13 protein-coding genes are annotated in these 19,520 nt (G+C 76.5%); 2 read left to right on the forward strand and 11 right to left on the reverse strand.

What is annotated here, in order from left to right; translation table 11 throughout:
• Positions 1 to 14: 14 nt before the first annotated feature.
• The 10 genes from ABD160_RS10425 to mftF form a co-directional block, all read right to left on the reverse strand.
• Entirely contained in the window at positions 15 to 1,007 is a 993-nt protein-coding gene (locus ABD160_RS10425) for a DUF2399 domain-containing protein (RefSeq protein ID WP_344020941.1), read from the reverse strand.
• Complete coding sequence (locus ABD160_RS10430) at positions 1,004 to 5,656, reverse strand: hypothetical protein (protein WP_344020943.1); 4,653 nt, start codon at positions 5,654 to 5,656, stop codon at positions 1,004 to 1,006. Before ABD160_RS10430 ends, ABD160_RS10425 begins: the two co-directional genes overlap by 4 nt.
• A complete protein-coding gene (locus ABD160_RS10435) occupies positions 5,649 to 6,470 on the reverse strand; it encodes a hypothetical protein (protein WP_344021739.1) in 822 nt (273 codons plus the stop codon). Before ABD160_RS10435 ends, ABD160_RS10430 begins: the two co-directional genes overlap by 8 nt.
• A gap of 34 nt (positions 6,471 to 6,504) precedes the next feature.
• The gene (locus tag ABD160_RS10440) at positions 6,505 to 7,959 is read right to left on the reverse strand and encodes a serine/threonine-protein kinase (RefSeq protein WP_344020945.1); all 1,455 of its coding nucleotides are present in this window, start codon (positions 7,957 to 7,959) and stop codon (positions 6,505 to 6,507) included.
• 100 nt (positions 7,960 to 8,059) lie between these two features.
• Positions 8,060 to 9,085 (reverse strand): P1 family peptidase, encoded by a 1,026-nt coding sequence (locus ABD160_RS10445; protein ID WP_344021741.1) that lies wholly within the window; start codon positions 9,083 to 9,085, stop codon positions 8,060 to 8,062.
• Complete coding sequence (locus ABD160_RS10450) at positions 9,082 to 9,816, reverse strand: SRPBCC family protein (RefSeq protein ID WP_344020947.1); 735 nt, start codon at positions 9,814 to 9,816, stop codon at positions 9,082 to 9,084. The genes ABD160_RS10445 and ABD160_RS10450 overlap by 4 nt, the downstream gene beginning before the upstream one ends.
• Before the next feature lie 95 nt (positions 9,817 to 9,911).
• Positions 9,912 to 10,763 (reverse strand): FAD binding domain-containing protein, encoded by an 852-nt coding sequence (locus ABD160_RS10455; RefSeq protein WP_344020949.1) that lies wholly within the window; start codon positions 10,761 to 10,763, stop codon positions 9,912 to 9,914.
• Complete coding sequence (locus tag ABD160_RS10460) at positions 10,760 to 13,240, reverse strand: xanthine dehydrogenase family protein molybdopterin-binding subunit (protein ID WP_344020951.1); 2,481 nt, start codon at positions 13,238 to 13,240, stop codon at positions 10,760 to 10,762. The genes ABD160_RS10455 and ABD160_RS10460 overlap by 4 nt, the downstream gene beginning before the upstream one ends.
• A 1-nt stretch (position 13,241) precedes the next feature.
• Positions 13,242 to 13,760, reverse strand: a complete 519-nt coding sequence (locus ABD160_RS10465) for a (2Fe-2S)-binding protein (protein WP_344020953.1) — start codon at positions 13,758 to 13,760, stop codon at positions 13,242 to 13,244.
• 366 nt (positions 13,761 to 14,126) lie between these two features.
• Complete coding sequence (gene mftF / locus ABD160_RS10470; RefSeq protein WP_344020955.1) at positions 14,127 to 15,860, reverse strand: mycofactocin biosynthesis glycosyltransferase MftF; 1,734 nt, start codon at positions 15,858 to 15,860, stop codon at positions 14,127 to 14,129.
• Between the two features lie 68 nt (positions 15,861 to 15,928).
• On the opposite strand from mftF, the gene ABD160_RS10475 reads away from it, so the two are divergent.
• Positions 15,929 to 17,059, forward strand: a complete 1,131-nt coding sequence (locus tag ABD160_RS10475; protein ID WP_344020957.1) for an alkaline phosphatase family protein — start codon at positions 15,929 to 15,931, stop codon at positions 17,057 to 17,059.
• A 162-nt stretch (positions 17,060 to 17,221) separates the two neighbouring features.
• Positions 17,222 to 18,733 carry an outer membrane protein assembly factor BamB family protein gene (locus ABD160_RS10480; protein ID WP_344020959.1) on the forward strand — a complete coding sequence of 504 codons (1,512 nt, stop codon included), beginning with the start codon at positions 17,222 to 17,224 and terminating at the stop codon, positions 18,731 to 18,733.
• Positions 18,734 to 18,790: 57 nt separating this feature from the next.
• Here ABD160_RS10480 and mftE read toward each other — a convergent pair whose 3' ends face one another.
• Entirely contained in the window at positions 18,791 to 19,516 is a 726-nt protein-coding gene (gene mftE / locus ABD160_RS10485; RefSeq protein WP_344020961.1) for a mycofactocin biosynthesis peptidyl-dipeptidase MftE, read from the reverse strand.
• Positions 19,517 to 19,520 lie beyond the last annotated feature (4 nt).

Here is a 19,520-nt window from a genome sequence, read left to right on the forward strand (position 1 = left end):
TCCCAGGACGCGGATCATGGTCCGGGCCCGAGGCCGTCCCGCCAGTCCCGGCCGGAGCCGAGCACCCGCCGGCCGACCGCCTCCTGCGCCATCCGCCGTCCGGCGGCGAACAGCTCGCGGACCGGGCCGCGCAGGCCCGGATCGAGCCACTCGACGTCGGTGTGGTCGGCCGGGCCGGCCGGTGCCGGGCGGCCGTGCGCGAGCAGCGCCCGGTAGAGGCCGGTCGCCGGGCGCACCGCGGGCAGTCCGCCTGCCTGCGCCACCGCGGACGCCCGCGCCGGGATCCGCAGCCCGGCGGCGTCGAGATCGCCGAAGTAGCGGATCGCGGCCGGCGGGTCCGCCGCGAGCGAGGGCACCGACGAGACGAACGCGTTCCCGGCGCCCCAGCCCAGCGTGCCGACCGGGCCCGGATCCGCGCGCAGCGCCAGCAGCAGCGAGTGGAACGTGTCGGCGTTCTCCACGACCAGCAGCACCGGGCCGCCGCCGGGGAGCCGTTCGCGGTGCATCGGCAGCGCGACCCGCTCCGCGCGGAGGATCTGCGGTGTCAGCGGGACGGGCAGGCCCGCGTCGAACGCCTTCTCGTCGCCGGTGATCTCCAGCGCGCGCTCCCGCAGCCCGGCGAGCGGGGCGCGCGTCCCGCCGGCGAACAGCCACCGGTTGACCTGCCGCACCGCCTCCGCGGGGGCCCGCACGGCGGCCGCGGCGCTCAGCTCCGGATGCCAGGGATCGGCTGCCGGGCGCAGAGCGGGGGCCGCGGCCGGCCGGGTCAGCCGCACCGCGCGGGGCAGCGGCGGGCTGCCGTCGTCGGTGGCCGCGGTCGGGATCAGCGCCCCGGCGGCGGCCAGCTCGTCGAGCGCGGCGGCGAGCAGCCGGCGGGCGTCGGCCGAACCGTGCGCCGACGGGACGGCGTCGACGAACGCCCGCCACAGTCCGGCCCGGTCGATCCGGGTCCGGCCGGTGTCGCGCAGGACCGCCAGCAGCGCCGCGGCGGACCCGGCGGGCGTCATCCGGTCCCGGCCGCGTCGTCCGCGGCCGCTCGCACCGCCGGATCGGGCCCGGCCGCAGGTCCGGCAGCCGGTTCGGGGGACGCCACGGGCTCGGCAGCCGGATCGGCCGCCACCGCCGCGGACCCGGCGACCGCGCCGGACGCCGCGGCCGCGGACTCGGCAGCCGGGCCGGTCGGCGCCGCGGGTCCCGCAGCGTCGCCGGTCGGCGCCGCGGCTGCGGCGTCCGGGCGGCGGTAGACCCGCGCGGCGGTGATCCGGCCACCGCCCTCGCCCTCGGGCAGCGAGCGGGTGATCCGCTCGTCGACCGACAGGTACTTGCGGCCCGCGCGCAGGTCGGCGTCGTTGCGCAGCCGGATGAGCAGCGGGAACCCGGACAGCGCACCGGCGTCGAACAGTCCGGTCGTGTAGACCAGCTGCACCCCGAGCGCCTGCGCCACCCCGAACTGCAGCTCCAGCAGGTACCCCGCGGACGCCCGGCCGATCGGGTTGTCCAGGAACAGCACCCCGGCGTGCGCGCGCCTGCCGTGCCCGCGCTGGTGCGCGCGCAGCGCCGCCATCGTGCAGTACAGGACGATCGCCGCGGTCAGCTGCTGGCCGCCGGAGAACACGTCCTTGATCGCGGACACCCGCAGTCGCTCGGTCCGCAGCACCGCGTCCGGCTTGAGCATCTCGACCCGGACGCCCTTCGGCATCGCCGCGCGCACCCCGCGCAGCAGCATCGACATGCCGTCGCGCCGGTCCCGGGCGCGCCCGGAGCCGCCGGCCAGCCCGGAGGCGGTCCGGTCGACGACGACGCCGAGCTCGTGGCGCAGCGCGGCGTCCGGCAGCTCCTCGAACCGGATCCGCAGGAACTGCTGGCCGGACCAGTCGCCGAGGCCGTCGGGCAGCTGGGAGAGCTTCTGCGCGAGCCGGACCGTGCGCAGCGCCTCGCCGACCATCCCGGACAGCCGGGTGACGATGCCGGAGCGGTGCCGCTCGATGTTGCCGAGATCGTCGTCGAGCGAGCGCAGCCGCGGCCGCAGCGCGCCGATCCACTCCCGGGCCAGTCCGGGCATCTCGGTGCGGTCGACCCCGGCGATGTGCCGGTGCACCGGGGAGGAGAGGGTCGCGAACCGCGGGTCCTGGGCGAACCGGGCGACGGCGTCCACGCCGTCGCGCACCTTCCGCTCGGCCCGCGACCGGTCCCCGGTGACCTCGCGCAGCGCCGCCTGGTTCCGCTTCAGTGCGGCGAGCGCCCCGTCGACGTCGCCGTCGAACGGGATCCCGCCCGGCTCCGGGGTGTCCTCCAGACCGTCGACGACGTGCCCGAACCCGCGGGCCAGCTCGACCGCGGTCCGGTGGGCGTCCTCGGCCGTCTGCCGCGCCCGGCGGGCCCGCTCCAGCTCGCGCCCGGCCGCGTCCAGGTCGGCCGACGCCGCGGCGACCAGCTCGCGGCCGTGCTCGGCGTCGCGCGGCTGCTCGTAGGGGTCGATCGGGCGCGGCTCGGCCGGCAGCGACGCCAGCTCCCGGCGGAGCACCTCGACCTCGGTGTTCGCCTTCTGCCTGCGCTCCTCGGCCGCCTCGTAGGCGGCCCTGGCCTGCTCGGCGGCGGCCCGGCGGCTGGTGGCGTCGGCACCGTCGGGGGTGTGCAGGAACGCGGTCGCCGCCTCCACCACCGAGCGGGGCAGGCCGTCGACGGCGATCCGCCTCTCGGCGGCGTCGGCCTCGGCGCGCTCCAGCGCGCCGCGCAGGTCGGTGTCGACGGCGGTCGAGGCGTAGGCGTCGCGGGCCCGCTGGAACGCGTCGCGCAGCTCGGCGAGCGAGGCTCCGGCCGGCCCGTCGGTACCGGTGGCCGGCTCGGGGGCCTCCTCCAGCGGGAGCGCGGCCGCCTCGTCCCGCACGGTCGCCGCGATGCTGCGCTGCCGGTCCCGGGTCTGCTGTGCGGCGGCGGCCTCCCGGCCCGCCCGGTCGGCGGCGGCGCCCGCGGCGTCGGCCTCCTCCCGCAGCCGGCCGGTGTCGGCGGCGCCGGTGCGGCGGCGCTCCTCCAGGCCGGGCCGGCGGGCGAGCTCCTCGCGCAGCGCGGTGAGCGCCTCGGCGCGCCGGCGGGCCGCGGCGACGACCCGCTCCAGCTCGGGGCGGTCGGCGGTGAGCCGGTCGGCCCTCTCGTCGAGCCCCGCGACCTCGGCGCGGGCCTGCTCGTAGGCGCCGGCGGCGGCGGTCCGGGCGGCCTCGGCGTCCCGGGCCGCCGCGGTCAGCTCGTCGAGCGTCGGACGGCGGTCCCGCAGCGCGGTGAACCGGTCCCGCAACCGGCGGTCCTGCTCGGTCAGGTCCTCCAGCGCGGCGATCCGGGCGGCCCGCTCCGCGGTCTCGGCGACCAGCCGGACGCGGACCTCCTCGGCGGCGTCCTCGTCGTGCAGCGCCGGGTTCGGCGGGACGACGAACTCGATCCCGGGCGCGACGGCGTCCGCCGCGGTCAGCGCGGCGGTGGAGCCGACGGCGACCAGGCAGGCCGGCAGCAGCCGGGCCCCGACGAGCTCGTCGCGGGCCCGGGCGGCGTCGGCCGGCTCGTTGAGCAGCACCCCGCCGGCCAGGTGCGGCAGCCGGTCGAGCACCGCCGCGCGGTCGCCGGCCGGGAGCATCGCCAGGTAGCGGCGCCCGGACCAGGCGGTGATACCGGCCTTCTCCAGCACCTGCAGCACCGACTCGATCTCCGGCGGATCGGGCAGCAGGCCGCCGTCGCCGAGCGCGGCCAGTGCGCGCTCGTCGCGGCGCTGGTCACCGAGCAGCGCGGTCCGTTCCCGCTCGGACCCGCGGATCGCGGTGCCGAGCGTCTCGACGACCAGCGCCGCGTCGGCGTCCGGGCGGACCGTGTCCAGGCCGAGCAGCTCGGCCGGGCGGACCTCACCGGCCAGCTCGTCGCTCTCCCGGGCCGCGGTGGCACGGACGGTCTCCGCGGTCGCGGCAGCGGCCCGGGCGGTGGCGGCCGCGTCCTGGGCCGCGGTCCGGCGCTCCTCGGCCGCCCGGCGCTCCTCCCGGATCCCGGCGGCGGCGCCGTCGGCGTCGGCCAGTGCCGCGGCGGCCGCGGTCGCGTCCCGCTCCGCGGCGGGGGCCTCGTGCTCGACGTCGTCGGGTCCGGAACCCTCCTTCAGGTGCCCGGCGGCGACCGCGGCCGCGATCCGCCGGTCCAGGTCGGCGAGCGCCTCGACGGCCGCCGACACCGAGCTCTCGGCGCGGGCGGCGGCGGCGGTGCGCTGCACCTGCTCGGCGCGGGCGGCGGCGGCCCGCTCCTCGGCGTCGGCGCGGGTGTCCTCGGCGGCCTCGGCGGCCGCCTCCGCCTCGGCCGCGGTGCGCAGCAGCGACGCGGCCAGCTCCCGGGCGGCGTCCTGCCGGGCCTGCAGCGCCGGGCGGGCCTTCTGCTCCTCCTCGTCGACCCGGGCCCGCAGCCGGCCGGCCTCGGCGGCCGCGACCCGGTGCGCGAGGACCGGTTCGACGGCGTCCCGCGCGGTCGAGACGGCCGCCGTCCCGTCCCGCTCCCGGGTGGCCGCGTCGGCGGCGGCGACCGCCGCGTCGACGGCCAGCACCGCGGTCAGCCTGCGCAGCTCGCCGACGGTGTCCTGCAACCGTTCGGCGACCCGGGCCGCCTCGTGCTCGGCGGCGACCGCCGCCTCGGCCTCGGTCGCGGTGCCGGCCGCGCGGGTGGTCTCGGCGACCCGGCGGGCGGCGATGGACTCGGCGGTGCTCCGCAGCGACTCCCGGGCGGCGCTCTCCGCGGCCCGCGCGGCCACGGCGGCGTCCTCCGCGGCGACCATCGGTTCGAGCAGCCCCAGGGTGCCGTCGACGAACTCGCGCTCGGACTCGAGCTCCTCGCGCTGAGCCAGCCGGTCGGCGTACCCGGCGACCAGCTCGGCGACGTTCTGCGGCTCCTCCGGATCGAGCACGGCGCGCAGCAGGAAGTCGACGAACGCCTCGTCGCTGGAGAACGAGAACGCCTCCGCCGCCTCGCCCTCGCCGGCGTTCATCGCCCGCTGGTAGCGGAACAGCTCCGGATCCAGGCCGACGTCGACGAGATGGCGGGTCCAGTCCCGGTGCCCGGTCTCCCAGGCCAGCTCGGACTCCGGGTGGTCGCGGTGCGCGGTGTGCAGCCGTTCCCGGAACGACGCGAGGGTGATCCGTTTCCGCTCGTGGGTGAAGGGCAGGTCGTCCATGCCGAACCCGGGCACCGGCCGGAAGGCGTACCAGGCGTCGGCCAGCTTCTCCGGGTCCGACGAGGCGACGTACCCCCGCCACTCCGACACCTTGCCGGTGACCAGCAGCGCACCCGTCCCGACGTGCATCCACTCGCAGACGACGTGCGCGACGTCCTCGGCCAGTACGAAGTTCTCCAGCACGGTGGTACTGGTCGTCCCGACCACCTGACGCCGGCCGGGCAGCAGCACCGAGAAGATCAGCTTGAGCAGGACGGACTTCCCGCCGCCGTTCTCCAGGAACAGCACCGAGGCCGGCGACGGCCGCCGCGGGGTGCTGCGGTCGATCGCGTCCGGGGCGAACAGGTCCTCCTGGACGGCCACCTTCACCGGCCGTCCGACGCCCCGCAGGTCGAGCGAGACGTCCTGGTAGCGGGCCGCGGTCGGGCCGACCGAGAAGAGCCGGGCCCGGGTCAGCTCATACATCGGGGCCGTCCGTTCCGGCCGCCGGGACCGGGGTGTCCTGCGGCGCGGGTCCGCTCACCGGGTGCGCGATCTCGTCCGGCGCGGGACCGCTGTCGAACGCCCCGGCCGGCTCCGCCACCAGCGAGCCCGCGGCCGCACCGACCGGGAGCACGTTCAGCGACAGCAGCTCGTCGAACGCCCGCTGGGCGGCCAGCTCTCGGACCTGGACCTGGTAGCGGGGCGTCGTCCGGTAGGCGCCCTCGGCGCCGACCGGCACCAGGAACCCCTGGTCGGCGAGGAACCGCAGGGCCTTCCCGACGATGCCGCGGGTGGTGGACTCGCCGGCCCGGCCGTCCTTGGTCGCGGTGGCCTCCGGGCGGCGCAGCCACACCCGCCAGACCTCCTCGAGCTGCGGCGCGTCCGACTCCGGATCGGCCGGGCCCGCGGCGCGCTCGTTCAGCACCCGGCACGCCTCGCGGACGGCGCCGTCGACCAGCTCCACCGAGACGCGGCCGACGTAGGAGTCGTCGCCCAGGTCGTCGGGCCGCGGGAACGCCAGCGCGGCGACGGCGAGATGCGCGATGCCGTGCAGCACCTTGTCGGCGGCCCGGTTGGTCAGCGCCGTCCGGCGGGCGTAGCTGTCCATCCGGATCTCGAACACCGAGCCCTCGGTCGCGGCGAGCACGATGCCCGGCGCCGGATCGACGGCCAGCACCACCAGCCCCAGTCCGGAGGCGATCCGCTGCACGGTGTCGCGGAACTCGTCGTCCTCCCGGTAGCGGCGCACCAGCTCGGCGTAGTCGGGATCGCGGCCGGGCAGCGCCTTGGGCCGCATCCCGTACGCGACGAGCCGGGCGGCGGTCTCGGTGTCAGCCACGCGGTCCCACCCGGCGCTCCCCCTCGACGCCGGCCGCGGCGAGCAGCAGATCGGCGCCGCCGTACTCCGGGTCGTCGAGCACGGTGCCGTCGTCGACCGCGATCAGCACCGATGGGTCGCCCTGGGTGCGGGCGGTGCCGATCGCCGTCCCGACGGCGTGCAGCGCGCGCAGCGCGACGAGCTGCGGCAGGTCCGGGCCGGCCGCCCGGGCCCGGGTGAGCGCCTCGGACAGCCGCACCGGCTGCTGCCCGGACGCCGGGAACACGTCGTCGACGAGCCGCCACGCCTGCTCCCCGAACCGCTCCCGGGGCTGCGGCGCCAACTCGGGCTCGGGCACCTCGGAGCCGAACGGGTCCCGGTCGGTCGGCGGGGTCAGCAGCGTCTCGACCAGCCCGCCCAGGCTCGGCACCGACGGGTTCGCCACCCCGGTGCCGGCCGTGAACCAGGCGGTCACCGGGTCGTTCGCCGTGCCGACCCGCAGGCCGAGCGCGGGCCGCAGGAGCTGCCCGAAGACGTCGACCGATGCCCGTCTCGGCTTCCCGGAGAACTGCTGGCGGTCCTGCTCGGCCCGGAACGCCGATCCGGCCTCCTGCAGCCGGGCCTGCAGCTGGGTGTGCCGCTGGATGCAGTCGTCGACGACCTCGACCAGCTCGGCGGCCTGCCTGCGGCGCTCCGGCTCGACGGCCTCGTCGCGGGCGTCGGCGATGTTCGCCTTGATCACGGTCTCGGCGCGGTAGCGGGCCTCGATGTGGGTGAGGGCCTCGTCGAGCAGCTGCGGGACGGCGTCCAGCCAGTCCACCGAGCGGACGTCGCGCCGGGTCGCCTCCAGCTTGCGGCGCAGCGACTCGGCGTACTGCACGGTGCGGTAGCGGGCCTGCTCGGCGGCCAGCCGCGCGTCGCCGAGCCTGCCGCGCACGATCAGCGTCTCCAGCTTCGTCTCGGCCGCCTCCTGGGCCGACTCGACGTCGGTGTCCAGCGCCCCGACCAGCACGTTGATCGCCTCGTCGGAGGCGCGCAGGTACACCCCGCCGTCCGGCGCGGCGACCTCGACGAGCAGCTTGAAGTCGAACCGGCGGCGCTGGTAGCGGCCCTGGGCGTCGGTGCTGCCGTACTCGACGGCGAAGCCGCGGTCGATGCTGCCGACGTTCACCAGGTTGTCGATCACCCACTGGGCGACCCTGGCGTGCTCCGCGCGGGGCGCCTGCGGCGCCTGCGCGGCGACGAAGGGCAGCAGCCGCCGGACGATCTCGGCATGGTCGGCGCCGTGGTCGAAGTCCATCGCGAGGGTGACCTGGTCGATGGCCTGCAGCCCGATCTCGGCCATCTGGTAGCCGGCCGCGTCCCAGTCCAGCCGGCCCTTGCGGGCGTCGAGGTCGTGCAGCGGCGCCGTGCAGGCCAGGGCCTTCAACCGCCGTGCCACGCCCTCGTCCGGACTGATGGTCGACACCCCGACGACTGTAGTGAGGGGGCCGGTGGCCGTCCCCCACCGGGCGTGCGGGCCGGCCCGGTGCGGCCGGGGCACGACGCCGACCGAGCACGGTCCCGGTTCATGGACCGCCGGTGAGCAGCGAGCCGTAGGAGGGCCGGTCCGGCGCGGCGTCCGCGGCGAGCAGCGCGTGCGCCACCGCGCGGGCGGTCACGTCCGCCGCGACGGCCTGGAGCAGGTAGGTGGCGTCCGGGTCCGGTGCGGGCCCGGTGCCGGTGGCGAGCGCGAAGGCGCAGTCACCGTCCCGGATCGTGTGCACCGGGTGGATCGCGCGGGCCAGGCCGTCGTGCGCCGTCGTCGCGAGCCGGGTGCAGCCCGCCTTGTCCAGGGTGGCGTCGGTGGCGACGACGACCAGCGTGGTCGCGGTGCCCGGCGAGGGTGCGTGCGCGGCGTACAGCTCGGCGATCCGGGCCCGGGCGGCCGGTGCCGGCAGGTCGGCGGGGAACTCGCCGGGAAGCCCGGACCGGGCGCCCAGCAGCTCGCCGGTCCGCGGATCGACGCCGGACCCCGCGGAGTTGAGCACCACCAGCGCGGCGACCGTGGCGCCGGTGCCGAGCACCGCGGAGGCGGTGCCGATCCCGCCGCGCAGGCCGCCGGAGACGGCGCCGGTCCCGGCCCCCACCGAACCCTGCGGCACCGGTCCGTCGTGTGCGGCGTCGTAGGCGGCGGCGCCGGTCGCGGCGGTGGGGCGGACGGCCGGGTCCCCGCCCCGGCCGAGGTCGAACACGACCGCGGCCGGGACGATCGGGACGACGGCGCCGGGCACCGGGAAGCCCTCGCCGTCGCGTTCCAGGCGGGCCATCACACCGGAGGCGGCGTCCAGCCCGAAGGCGCTGCCGCCGGACAGCGTGATCGCGTGCACCCGCTGCACGGTCGCGGTAGGCGCCAGCAGGTCGGTCTCCCGGGTGCCGGGCGCCGCACCGCGGACGTCGACGCCCGCGACGGCGCCGCCCGGCGGGGCGAGCACCACGGTGCTGCCGCTGCGGGCCCCCGGCCCGGTCAGCCCGGCGTGCCCGACCCGCAGGCCGGCGACGTCGGTCAGCCCGTTCGTCGCACCCGCCCGCAGCCGCGCTCCGTGCAGGATCAGCCCTTCTTCTTGCCGCCGCGGGCCCGCCGGACGACCAGGAAGACCAGCGCCAGCAGGCCGATGCCGCCGAGCACCGGCGCGAGCCGCTTGAGCACCGGCGCACCCGCCGAGTCGAGCAGGTCGATGGCCTCGACCGGGCTGCTCTGCGGCTGCCGGGGCGCGGCCGGCTTCGGGGCCGAGGTCGTGGCCGCGGACTCACCCGCGGCCGGCGGCACCGCCGGGATCGGGCTGGTCTCGTCGGCGGCGTGCTTCGGGCCCGCGCCGTTGGAGGTCGCGGCGCCGCCCGGACCGGTCAGCTTGTCCGCCACGCAGGAGGCGAACTGGCCGATGATCTTGTCGGCGACGTCGGAGATGACCCCCCGGCCGAACTGGGCGGGGCGCCCGGTGACGGTCATGTCGGTGACCATCGTGACCGAGGTCTTGTCCGGGCCGTCGGCGACCATGGTGCCGGTGACGACCGCCTTGGCGGTGCCGTTGCCGCGGGCGTCCCGGCCCGAGGCGTCGATGACGACCTTGTGGTTGGCGTCGTCCCGGTCGATGTAGGTGCCCTTGCCCTTGTAGGTCAGCGAGATCGGGCCCAGCTTGACCTTGACGGTGCCCTGGAACGAGTCGCCCTCGTACTCGGTCAGGGTGGCCCCGGGGAAGCACGGCGCGATGAGCTCCGGGTCGTTGAGCGCCTTCCAGGCGTCCTCGATCGGCGCCGCGATCGTGAACTTGTTCTCCAGCTGCATCTTTCGTCTGCCTCCTCGTGCGAAGGGGCGCCGGCCCGGGAGGTGCTCCCCGGCCCGGCGCCCCTTCGGCGTGCTACTGCGAACGTCAGCGGTGCTCAGCCGGCCGCGGCCAGCACGGCCCGCCCGGTGAGCACCTTCGCCAGGTGCTCACGGTAGTCGGCTGCGGCGTCCGCGTCACTCGGAGCGGAGGTCCCTTCCGTGGCGTGCTCGGCCGCCGCCTTCGCGACGTCCGGGCCTGCCGCCTGCCCCACCAGGGCCTGCTCGACCCCGGTCGCCCGGATCGGCACGTTCCCCATGTTGGTCAGACCCACCCGGGCCTCCGAGATGGTGCCGCCGTCCACCTTGAGCGCCACCGCGACGGCGACCATCGACCAGGCCTGGGCGACCCGGTTGAACTTCTCGTAGTGGGTCTTCCAGCCGGTGTACTTCGGGAACCGGACCATGGTGAGGATCTCGCCCTCGCCGATCGCGGTGGTGAAGTAGTCCTGGAAGAACTCCGCGGCGGGCACCAGGCGGGTGCCGCCGGTGCCGAGGATGACGAACTCGGCGTCCAGCGCCAGCGCCGCCGCCCCGAGGTCACCGGCCGGGTCGGCGTGCGCGAGGGCGCCGCCGAGGGTGCCGCGGTGGCGGACCTGCGGGTCGGCGACCGTCTCGGTGGCCTGCGCGATCAGCTCGACGTGCTGCTTGATCAGGTCGTTGCGCATGACCTCGTGGTGGGTGGCCGTCGCGCCGACCATCACGTACTGGTCGTCCTCGCCGATCCGCTTGAGCTCGGGGATCCCGCCGAGGTCGATGACGGTGCTGGGTGCGGCGAGCCGCAGCCGCAGCACCGGCAGCAGGCTCTGCCCGCCGGCGAGGATCTTGGCGTCCTCCCCGGCCGACTGCAGCGCCTGCACGGCCTCCTCGACCGACGAGGGCCGGACGTAGTCGAACTTCGCCGGGATCACTGGACCTCACCCTTCGGGTTGTTCGGGTCGATGGACCCCAGGCCGGCGCCCGGGGAGTGGGTGGTGCTCGGCGTCTGCTGCACGGAGTGGCCCTTGGCCACCTGCAACGCCCGCCAGACCCGCTGCGAGGTGGTCGGCATCTCGATCTCGCTGACGCCGAGGTGCCGGATCGCGTCGAGCACGCCGTTCACGATCGCCGGGGTGGAGGCGATGGTGCCCGCCTCGCCGACGCCCTTCACACCGAGCGGGTTCGTCGTCGACGGGGTCGAGACGGTCTCGGTGGTGAAGCTCGGCAGGTCGGCCGCCGACGGCACCGTGTAGTCGACGAACGTGGCGTTGACCAGGGTGCCCTGGTCGTCGTAGTTCGCCTCCTCGAACAGCGCCTGCGCGATGCCCTGGGCGAGGCCGCCGTGCACCTGGCCCTCGACGATCAGCGGGTTGATCACGTTGCCGATGTCGTCGACGCAGACGTAGTTGCGCAGGGTGACCCGGCCGGTGTCGGTGTCGACCTCCATCGCGGCCAGGTGGGTGCCGTGCGGGAAGGAGAAGTTCTCCGGGTCGAACACGGCGTCGGAGTCCAGCGAGGGCTCCATGCCCTCCGGGTAGTCGTGCGCCATGAACGCGGCGAACGCGATCTCCTGGATCGCCTTGCCCTTGTCGGTGCCCTTGACGGTGAACTGGCCGTTCGCGAACTCGAGGTCGTCCTCGGACGCCTCCAGCAGGTGCGCCGCGATCTTGCGCGCCTTCTCCACGACCTTCTCGGCCGCGTTGACGATCGCGATGCCGCCGACCACCAGGGACCGGGAGCCGTAGGTGTCGAGCCCCTTCGGCGCCACCTGGGTGTCGCCGTGCAGGATCTCGACGTCCTCGAACGGCACGCCGAGCTTGTCCGCGACGATCTGCGAGAACGCCGTCTCGTGGCCCTGCCCGTGCGCCGAGGCGCCGGTGGTGACCTCGACCTTGCCGGTGGCGAGCATCCGGATGCTGGCGGCCTCCCAGCCGCCGGCGCCGTAGTCCAGCGAGCCGAGCACCCGGGACGGGGCGAGCCCGCACATCTCGGTGAAGGTCGAGATGCCGATGCCGAGCTGCACCGGGTCGTTGTTCTTGCGCCGCTCCTCCTGCTCGCGGCGCAGGCCGGCGTAGTCGAACAGCTCCATCGCGCGCTGCGTGGCCTGCTCGTAGTTGCCGGTGTCGTAGGTCAGGCCCACGACGGTGGTGAACGGGAACTCCTCGTGCGCGATCCAGTTCTGCTCGCGCAGCTCCATCGGGTCCCGGCCGAGCTCGACGGCGAGCTCGTCCATGATCCGCTCGATGCCGAAGGTGGCCTCCGGACGCCCCGCTCCCCGGTAGGCGTCGGTGAGCGTCTTGTTGGTGAAGACGTTCGAGCAGGTGAACTTCAGCGCCGGGATCTTGTAGATGGCGTTGAACATGAACGCGCCGAGGATCGGCACACCCGGGCCGACCAGCCCGAGGTAGGCGCCCATGTCCGCGTAGAGGTGCACGTCCAGGCCGGTGATCGTGCCGTCCCGCTTGGCGGTGATCGTGAGGTCCTGGATCTGGTCCCGGGCGTGGTGCGCGGTGAGCATGCACTCGCTGCGGGTCTCGGTCCACTTGACCGGCTTGCGCAGCTTCTGCGCGAGCAGCACGCAGAGCATCTCCTCGGGCAGCACACCGATCTTGCCGCCGAAGCCGCCGCCGACGTCGGGGGCGATCACCCGCAGCTTGGACTCGGGGACCCCGAGGGTCACCGTGGTCATGGTGCGCAGGATGTGCGGCACCTGGGTGGCGGCCCAGATGGTCAGCTGCTCGCCGGTCGGGTCCACGACGCAGGAGCGGGGCTCCATGAACGCCGGGATCAGGCGCTGCTGGCGGAACCGGCGCTTGACCACGATCTGGTCGTCGTCGGCCTCGGCGGTCTTGATCGCCTCGCCGATGTCGCCACCGGTGCCGGCCGCCGCGGAGTCGAAGATCCAGGTGGCGGAGACGTTGCTGCCCAGGTCCGGGTGCACCAGGTCGGCACCGTCCTGTGCGGCGGCCTCCATGTCCAGGACCGGGTCGAGCGGCTCGTAGTCGACCTCGACGAGCTCGGCGGCGTCCCGGGCCGCGGCGGCGGACCGCGCGACGACGACGGCGACGCCCTCACCGGAGAAGTTCACCCGGCCGACGGCGAGCACCGGGCGCTGCGGCGCCTTCTGGTCCGGCGTGATCGGCCACGCGCAGGGCAGGCCGACCTCCTCGGCGCCCAGGTCGGCGGCGGTGAACACGCCGAAGACGCCGGGGGCCTTCTCGGCCTCGGACTTGTCGATCGAGGTGATCGTCGCCCGGGCCAGGGTCGAGCGGACGACCGCGATGTGCAGCGTCCCGGGCGGGGTGATCGAGTCGGTGTAGCGGGAACGACCGGTGATGAGGCGCTCGTCCTCCTTGCGGACGCGCGCCTTGCCGATCTCTGCTGTGGTGGGTTCGGCGGTCGTGGTCAACTCAGTTCCCTCCCGCGACCGGGGTGGCCGTCTGGCCGGCGGGGGCCTGGGCGCCCGGCTTCATGTTCTTCGCCGCGGACTGCACCGCCCGCACGATGTTCTGGTAGCCGGTGCAGCGGCACAGGTTGCCCTCGATGCCCTCCCGGACCTCCTGCTCGGTCGGGTCGGGATTGTCGCCGAGCAGGTCGACCGCAGCCATGATCATTCCCGGCGTGCAGTAGCCGCACTGCAGGCCGTGGCACTCCCGGAACGCCTCCTGCACCGGGTGCAGGTTCCCGTCGCGGGCGAGGCCCTCGATGGTGGTCACCTCGCCGCCGTCGGCCTGGACGGCGAGGACCGAACAGGACTTCACGCTCTGCCCGTTCAGACTCACGGTGCACGCACCGCAGTTGCTGGTGTCGCAGCCGATCAACGTCCCCGTCTTGCCCAGCGTCTCCCTCAGGTACTGCGCGAGCAACATGCGGGGCTCGACGTCGTCGGCGTAGTTCACGCCGTCGACGGTGACCCGGACCTCTGTCATGAACTCTCACTCCTCGTACGCGACCACGCACTCGGTCGCGCGGGGTCTACCGGGGACTGGTCGAGGTACACCGAGCGCGGTCGCGACCGCGTCGGCGCGCCTACCATCTGCCGTCACGCGTGTGGCGGCGCCCACATCACACTCCCGATCATGCGGGCAGGCAAGGCGGACGGCCGAGGCGCCGTGACCGGTCGGACGGCGTGTCGTGGGCGTGACCGGAGCCACTCGGGCGACCCGGCCGCACCCGCGGAGACGATCTCGCGAAGAGGCCGCAGAATCGGATCCGTGGCGAGGCGGGAATCACTCGTTCAGACCAACCCGGACGGAGTGGTCCGGCGGCTGCGTATCAGGTCAGCCTAACCTACGTCAGCGACGTGGTCCAGGGCCGGTCGGACGCAGCGGTGCCGTCGTCCGGTGGCGCCAGGCCCCCCACCAGAGCCCCGCGCCGTAGGCCAGGTCGTCGAGCCGGTGCGCGACGAGATGACCCACCGGGGAGATCCGCACCCGCGGGTCCCGGTCCCGGTGCAGCCACCAGTCCGCCAGCCCCTCGGCGAGCGCCGCCGCCAGCACCGTCGTCCGGGCCCGGGCGGAGAACGGCAGCGCGAGCGCGGCCACCGGCCAGAAGTGCCTGGTCAGCCCGGACGCGCACTGCCACAGCGCGCCGGAGAGCCCGAGCGCGGTGAGCCGGGCCGCGCTGCGCCGCGGCCGCTCCAGGCGGGTCAGCTTGCGGGACAGCCGATCCGTCGCCACCGCGGTGACGACGGCGGCGACCGCGGTCGCGCCGCGGCGCCGGGCGAGCAGCAGCAGGCAGACCGCCGCCGTCCAGCCGGAGAGCACCATCGGTGGCACCGCGCCCGGATGCCGCAACGCCAGCGGGGCCGCACCGGTGCCGTAGAACGCCTTGCGGCGCAACCACTCCGCCGGATCGGTGCGATGGTCGTGGGCGACCCGGGCGGCCGGCTCGAAGCGCATCGCCCAGCCGGCGGCGTGCAGCCGCAGGACCAGGTCGACGTCCTCGGCGACGTGCATCGCCGGGTCGAACGCCGCCGCCCCGACGGCCGCCACCCGGACCAGCATCGCCGCGCTGGGCACGTAGGCGACCCGGGAGCGGGGCACGATCAGCGCCGGATCGGGCCCCAGGTCCAGTGAGGACCGGACCGCCTCGTACCGGCCGACCAGCCCGCGCAGGCCGGTGCCCGCGGCCGGGTCGAGCGCGACGATCCGCGGCGCGACCAGCCCGACCGCAGGATCGGCGAGATGGGCGAGCAGCGGTTCCAGCCAGCCCGGCTCGGGCACCACGTCGGAGTCGAGGAACACCACGAACGGGGTGCGCGCCGCGCCCAGCCCGGCGTTGCGCGCCGCCGCCGGGCCGCGGCTGGCCGCGTGCCGCAGCACCCGCCCGCCGGCCGCCTCGACGCTGCGGCGCAACGGTTCCGGCTCGGTCGAGCCGTCGTCGACGACGATCAGCCCGCCCAGCTCGCCGATCGGGAGCGCCGCCAGCAGCGCGTCCAGCGGCCGGTCCCGGACCGGCACCACGACGGTCACCTCGGCCGGTCCGTGCGGTCCGGCATGCGGTCCGGCCCCCGGCCCGGCATGCGGGCCCGCCGCTCCGGCGTTCGGCCCCGCCGGCCCGGCGTGCGGGCCCGTCTCCCCGGCGTTCGGCCCCGTCGCTCCGGTGTGCGGCCCCGTCGCTCCGGCGTTCGACCCCGCCGGCCCGGCGTGCGGCCCCGTCTCCCCAGCGTTCGGCCCCGTCGCTCCGGCGTGCAGGCGGGTCTCCCCGGCGTTCGGCCCCGTCGCTCCGGCGTGCGGGACCGTCCGCGGCACCGGATGCGCCAGCCCGGCGTCGAGCAGGGTGCGGGCCAGCGCCCGGTGTGTCGGCCCCTCGACGACCAGCGTCCCGCCGGGCGGGGGCAGCAGCTCCCGGGCGCGGGCGGAGAGGTGGACCAGCCGCGGCGGGGCGCCGCCGAGCAGCGCCGCGCCGCCGTCGATCGGGCGGGCCCGCCGGTCCAGCCGCACCCGGAACCCGTCCGGCAGCCTGCGGTCGGCCGGGGCCGCCGGCGCGGCGGCGGAACGGTCGGGGCGGGTGTCGGCGGCGGTCACCGGAGGAGCGTTCCATCCGCGGGGGCCGCGGTCGACTCCCCGGCGGGACGGGCAGCACACTCCTGCGCATGCCCGATCTCCTCCCCCGCTACGGCACCGCGACCCTCTCCGAGGTCGTGCCCGCGCTGCTGCACGCGATCGGCTCCCCGCTCGACGACCGGCCGCCCGCGTTCACGCTGCCCGCCGCCAGGGCCGCCGTGCTGCTGCTGGTCGACGGGCTCGGCCACGAACTGCTCCGCGCGCACGCCGCCGACGCGCCGGTGCTGGCCGGGCTGGCCGACGCCGGGCCGCTGACCGTCGGGTTCCCCTCGACCACCCCGATCAGCCTGACCTCGCTGGGCAGCGGCCTGCCGCCGGGCGCGCACGGCACGCTGGGCCTGAGCTTCCGGGTGCAGGGCCGGCTGCTCGACGCGCTGAGCTGGGCCGAGGGCCGGCACGACCTGCGCGAGACGCTGGTCCCCGAGCAGGTCCAGCCGCAGCCGACGGCGCTGGAACGGGCCGCCGCGGCGGGCGTCGACGTCCGGGTGGTGTCGCACCGGCAGTTCCGGACGTCCGGGCTGACCCGGTCCGGGCTGCGCGGCGGCGAGTACCGCGGGGTGGCGGCGCTGGGCGACCTGACCGCCGAGATCCTGTCCGGTGTGGACGACCGGGTGCCCGGTCCCCGGCTGGTGTACGCCTACCACGCCGATCTCGACCATCTCGGGCACGTGTACGGCCCCGGCAGCCCGGCCTGGCGCTGGCAGCTCCGGCAGATCGACGCCCTGGTCGGGATGCTGCTCGACGCGCTGCCCGCCGGCACCCTGTTCGCCGTCACCGGCGATCACGGGATGGTCACCGTGGACCGGATCGTCGACGCCGACGTCTCCCCCGAGCTGCAGGCCGGCGTGGCGCTGCTGGGCGGCGATCCGCGGGCCCGGCACGTCTACACCGAGCCCGGCGCGGCCGCCGACGTGCTGGCCGCGTGGCGGGCGGTGCTCGGCGACGACGCCGCGGTCGTCCCGCGCGAGCAGGCCGTCGCCGACGGCTGGTTCGGGCCGGTCGAGGACCGGGTGCTGGACCGGATCGGGGACGTGGTCGTCGCGCTGCGCGGCACGGCCGCGGTGGTGCGCAGCGAGGTCGAGCCCTACCTGGCGTCGTTCCCCGGGCAGCACGGGTCGTTCACCGCCGCCGAGCAGCTCGTGCCGCTGCTGATCCGCTGAACCCCACCGAGCCCCGCCGATCCCCGCCGAGCCCGCCGAGCCCCGCCGAGCCCGCCGAGCCGGCTGGGTCCGCCGATCCCCCGGACCCGGCTGACCCGCTGTGCCCGGCAGGTCGGTGGATCTGCGGACCCCGGCCGGCCGCCGGTGGGTGAGGATCCCGGCATGCGGCAGCGGTGGACGGCGGTGGCGGGCGCGGTACTCCTGGTCGCCGGGCTGGTGGTGGTCGCCGCGACGGCGGCCGGCCGGTGCGCGGCCGGCGGTGACCCGGGCCCGATCGCCGGGGCGGGATCCGGCGCCGACGCCACATCGGCCCGGCAGCTCACCGCCGAGGCGGAGTCCGCCGCGGTCGCGACGCTGGCCGCGGCCGGGATCCCGGCCACCCCGCGCTGGGGGCTGTGGAGCGGGGTGCGCGGCGAGGACGGGACGGCGCTGCCGGAGATCACCGACGTCGCGGTGGCCGGCGACCGGGTCGTGACGGCCCAGCTCGGCGACGACGACCGGCGGCTGCTCGCCGGGTACGCCGTCGCGGACGGGACGCCGCTGTGGTCGGCGGCGCTGCCCCGCGGCCGGTACGAACCGGCGCTGCTGCTCACCGGCGGACCGGCACCGGACGACGGCGGACCGGCACCGGCGGACGGCGCAGCGCCGGCACCGGCGGACGGCGCAGGGCCGGCGACGGCGGACGGCGCAGGATCGGCACCCGGCGACGGGGCCGGGGCCGGGGCCGGCGACGGCGCCGGGGCTGGGGCCGGGGGCGGGGCCGGGGCCGCACAAGACGGCGGCGCCGGACCGGCACCGGGCAGCGGCGCCGGACCGGCACCGGGCAGCAGCGCCGGACCGGCATCGGCGGCCGGCGGCGGATCGGTGCTGGTGCTCGGCGGCGGCGCGGTCTCGGCGTTCGATCCGGCGTCGGGCGAGCTGCGGTGGTGCGTGCCGGTGTCCGGGGACGCCCGGGTGAGCATGCTGGACACCCCGCACGGTGCGCTCGTCGCCGAGCAGGACGCCGACCGGTCCCGGCTGCGGCTGCTGGACCCGGCCACCGGTGAGCAGCACTGGTCGCGCGACTACCGGGTGCACGACGGCGGGGTGGCGCCGGTGGTCGCCGAGGACGTCGTCGCGGTGTACGCGGCCGGCGACGACGGGTCCGGGGTGCACGCGTTCCGGCTCGGCACCGGGGAGCCCGCCTGGTCGCTCACCGACGAGCTGCCGCAGCCGTTCGGCGCGGCCGGCGGGGTACTGCTGGTGCGCTCGCGGACCGGTCTGCACGGCGTCGTACCGGGATCGGGCGCGCCGCGCTGGAGCTCGGACCGGTTCGCCCCGCAGCTGGGCCCGGGTGCCGGGTTCCGGGCACCGCAGCGTCCCGGGGATCCGGCGCTGCTGCTGCAGCCGTCGGCGGCCGGCGGGGTGACGGCGTTCGACCCGGCCACCGGGGCGGTCCGCTGGGAGCTGCCCGGTGCGCTGCTGCGCCCGAGCGTGCCGCACGGCGTCGCGCGCGCCGACACCGCCGGCGACCGGCTGCTGCTGCAGGGCGCCCGCACCGGCCTCGTCGCCGTCGACCCGGGGACCGGCCGGATTCTCGGCGGGGCCGCCGACACGTCCCCGCTGATCACGGCGGCGGGGACGGCCGTGGTGACCGGCCCGCTCCGGACGACCGTCCTGTCCCCGGCCGGATGATCACCGATCGGGAACCGGGACGACCGCCGGGCGACCGGTCCGGTGCCCGATCGTGGATCAGCGCGGGACGCGGAGCCTGCCGGTCGCCGGGTCCGGGTCCCAGCTCCGGATCGCCGTCGCGGCCGCCGCGGTGACGGCGGCGAGCAGCGCCCGGCCCTCGTCGGCGCTCGCCCCGGCCGGGTCGCCGAGCACGCCGTTCGGGCTGACCGCGGCCGTCCCCCCGGCCCGCAGCGCGTCGATCACCTCGGTGAGCGGGCGGGTCTCGCCGGCGACGGCCCGGTCGGCCCGGACCAGGTCCGGCCGCAGGTACAGCAGCAACGACGTCTCGTAGCGGCCGGCGTGCGCGTCCGCCGGGACCCCGGGCACCGCCGCCACGCACGGCAGCCAGCCGGCGTCGCGACCCTCGTGCCGCAGCAGCCGCACCGCCGACGACAGCGCCGCCACGTTGCCGCCGTGCCCGTTGAGCAGCACCAGCCGCGACGCCCACCGGCAGGCCGAGCGGCCGTACTCGACGAGCAGCGTGTGCAGCGCCTCGGTGCCGATCGAGACGGTGCCGGGGAAGCCCTCGTGCTCGCCCGCCGCGCCGTAGGGGATCGCGGGGGCGAGCAGCAGCCCCGGATCGGCGTCGTGCAGCGCGCCGGCGACGGCGGTCGCGACGAGCGTGTCGGTGCCCAGCGGCAGGTGCGGCCCGTGCTGCTCGGTCGAGCCGACCGGGACCAGCACCGTCCGTGGCGGGTCTGCGGGATCGTCGAGATCGGGCCAGGTCAGCTCGTCGAGCAGCACGGGG

It is taken from the genome of Pseudonocardia kongjuensis (assembly GCF_039526905.1).
Classification (GTDB): Bacteria; Actinomycetota; Actinomycetes; order Mycobacteriales; family Pseudonocardiaceae; genus Pseudonocardia; species Pseudonocardia kongjuensis.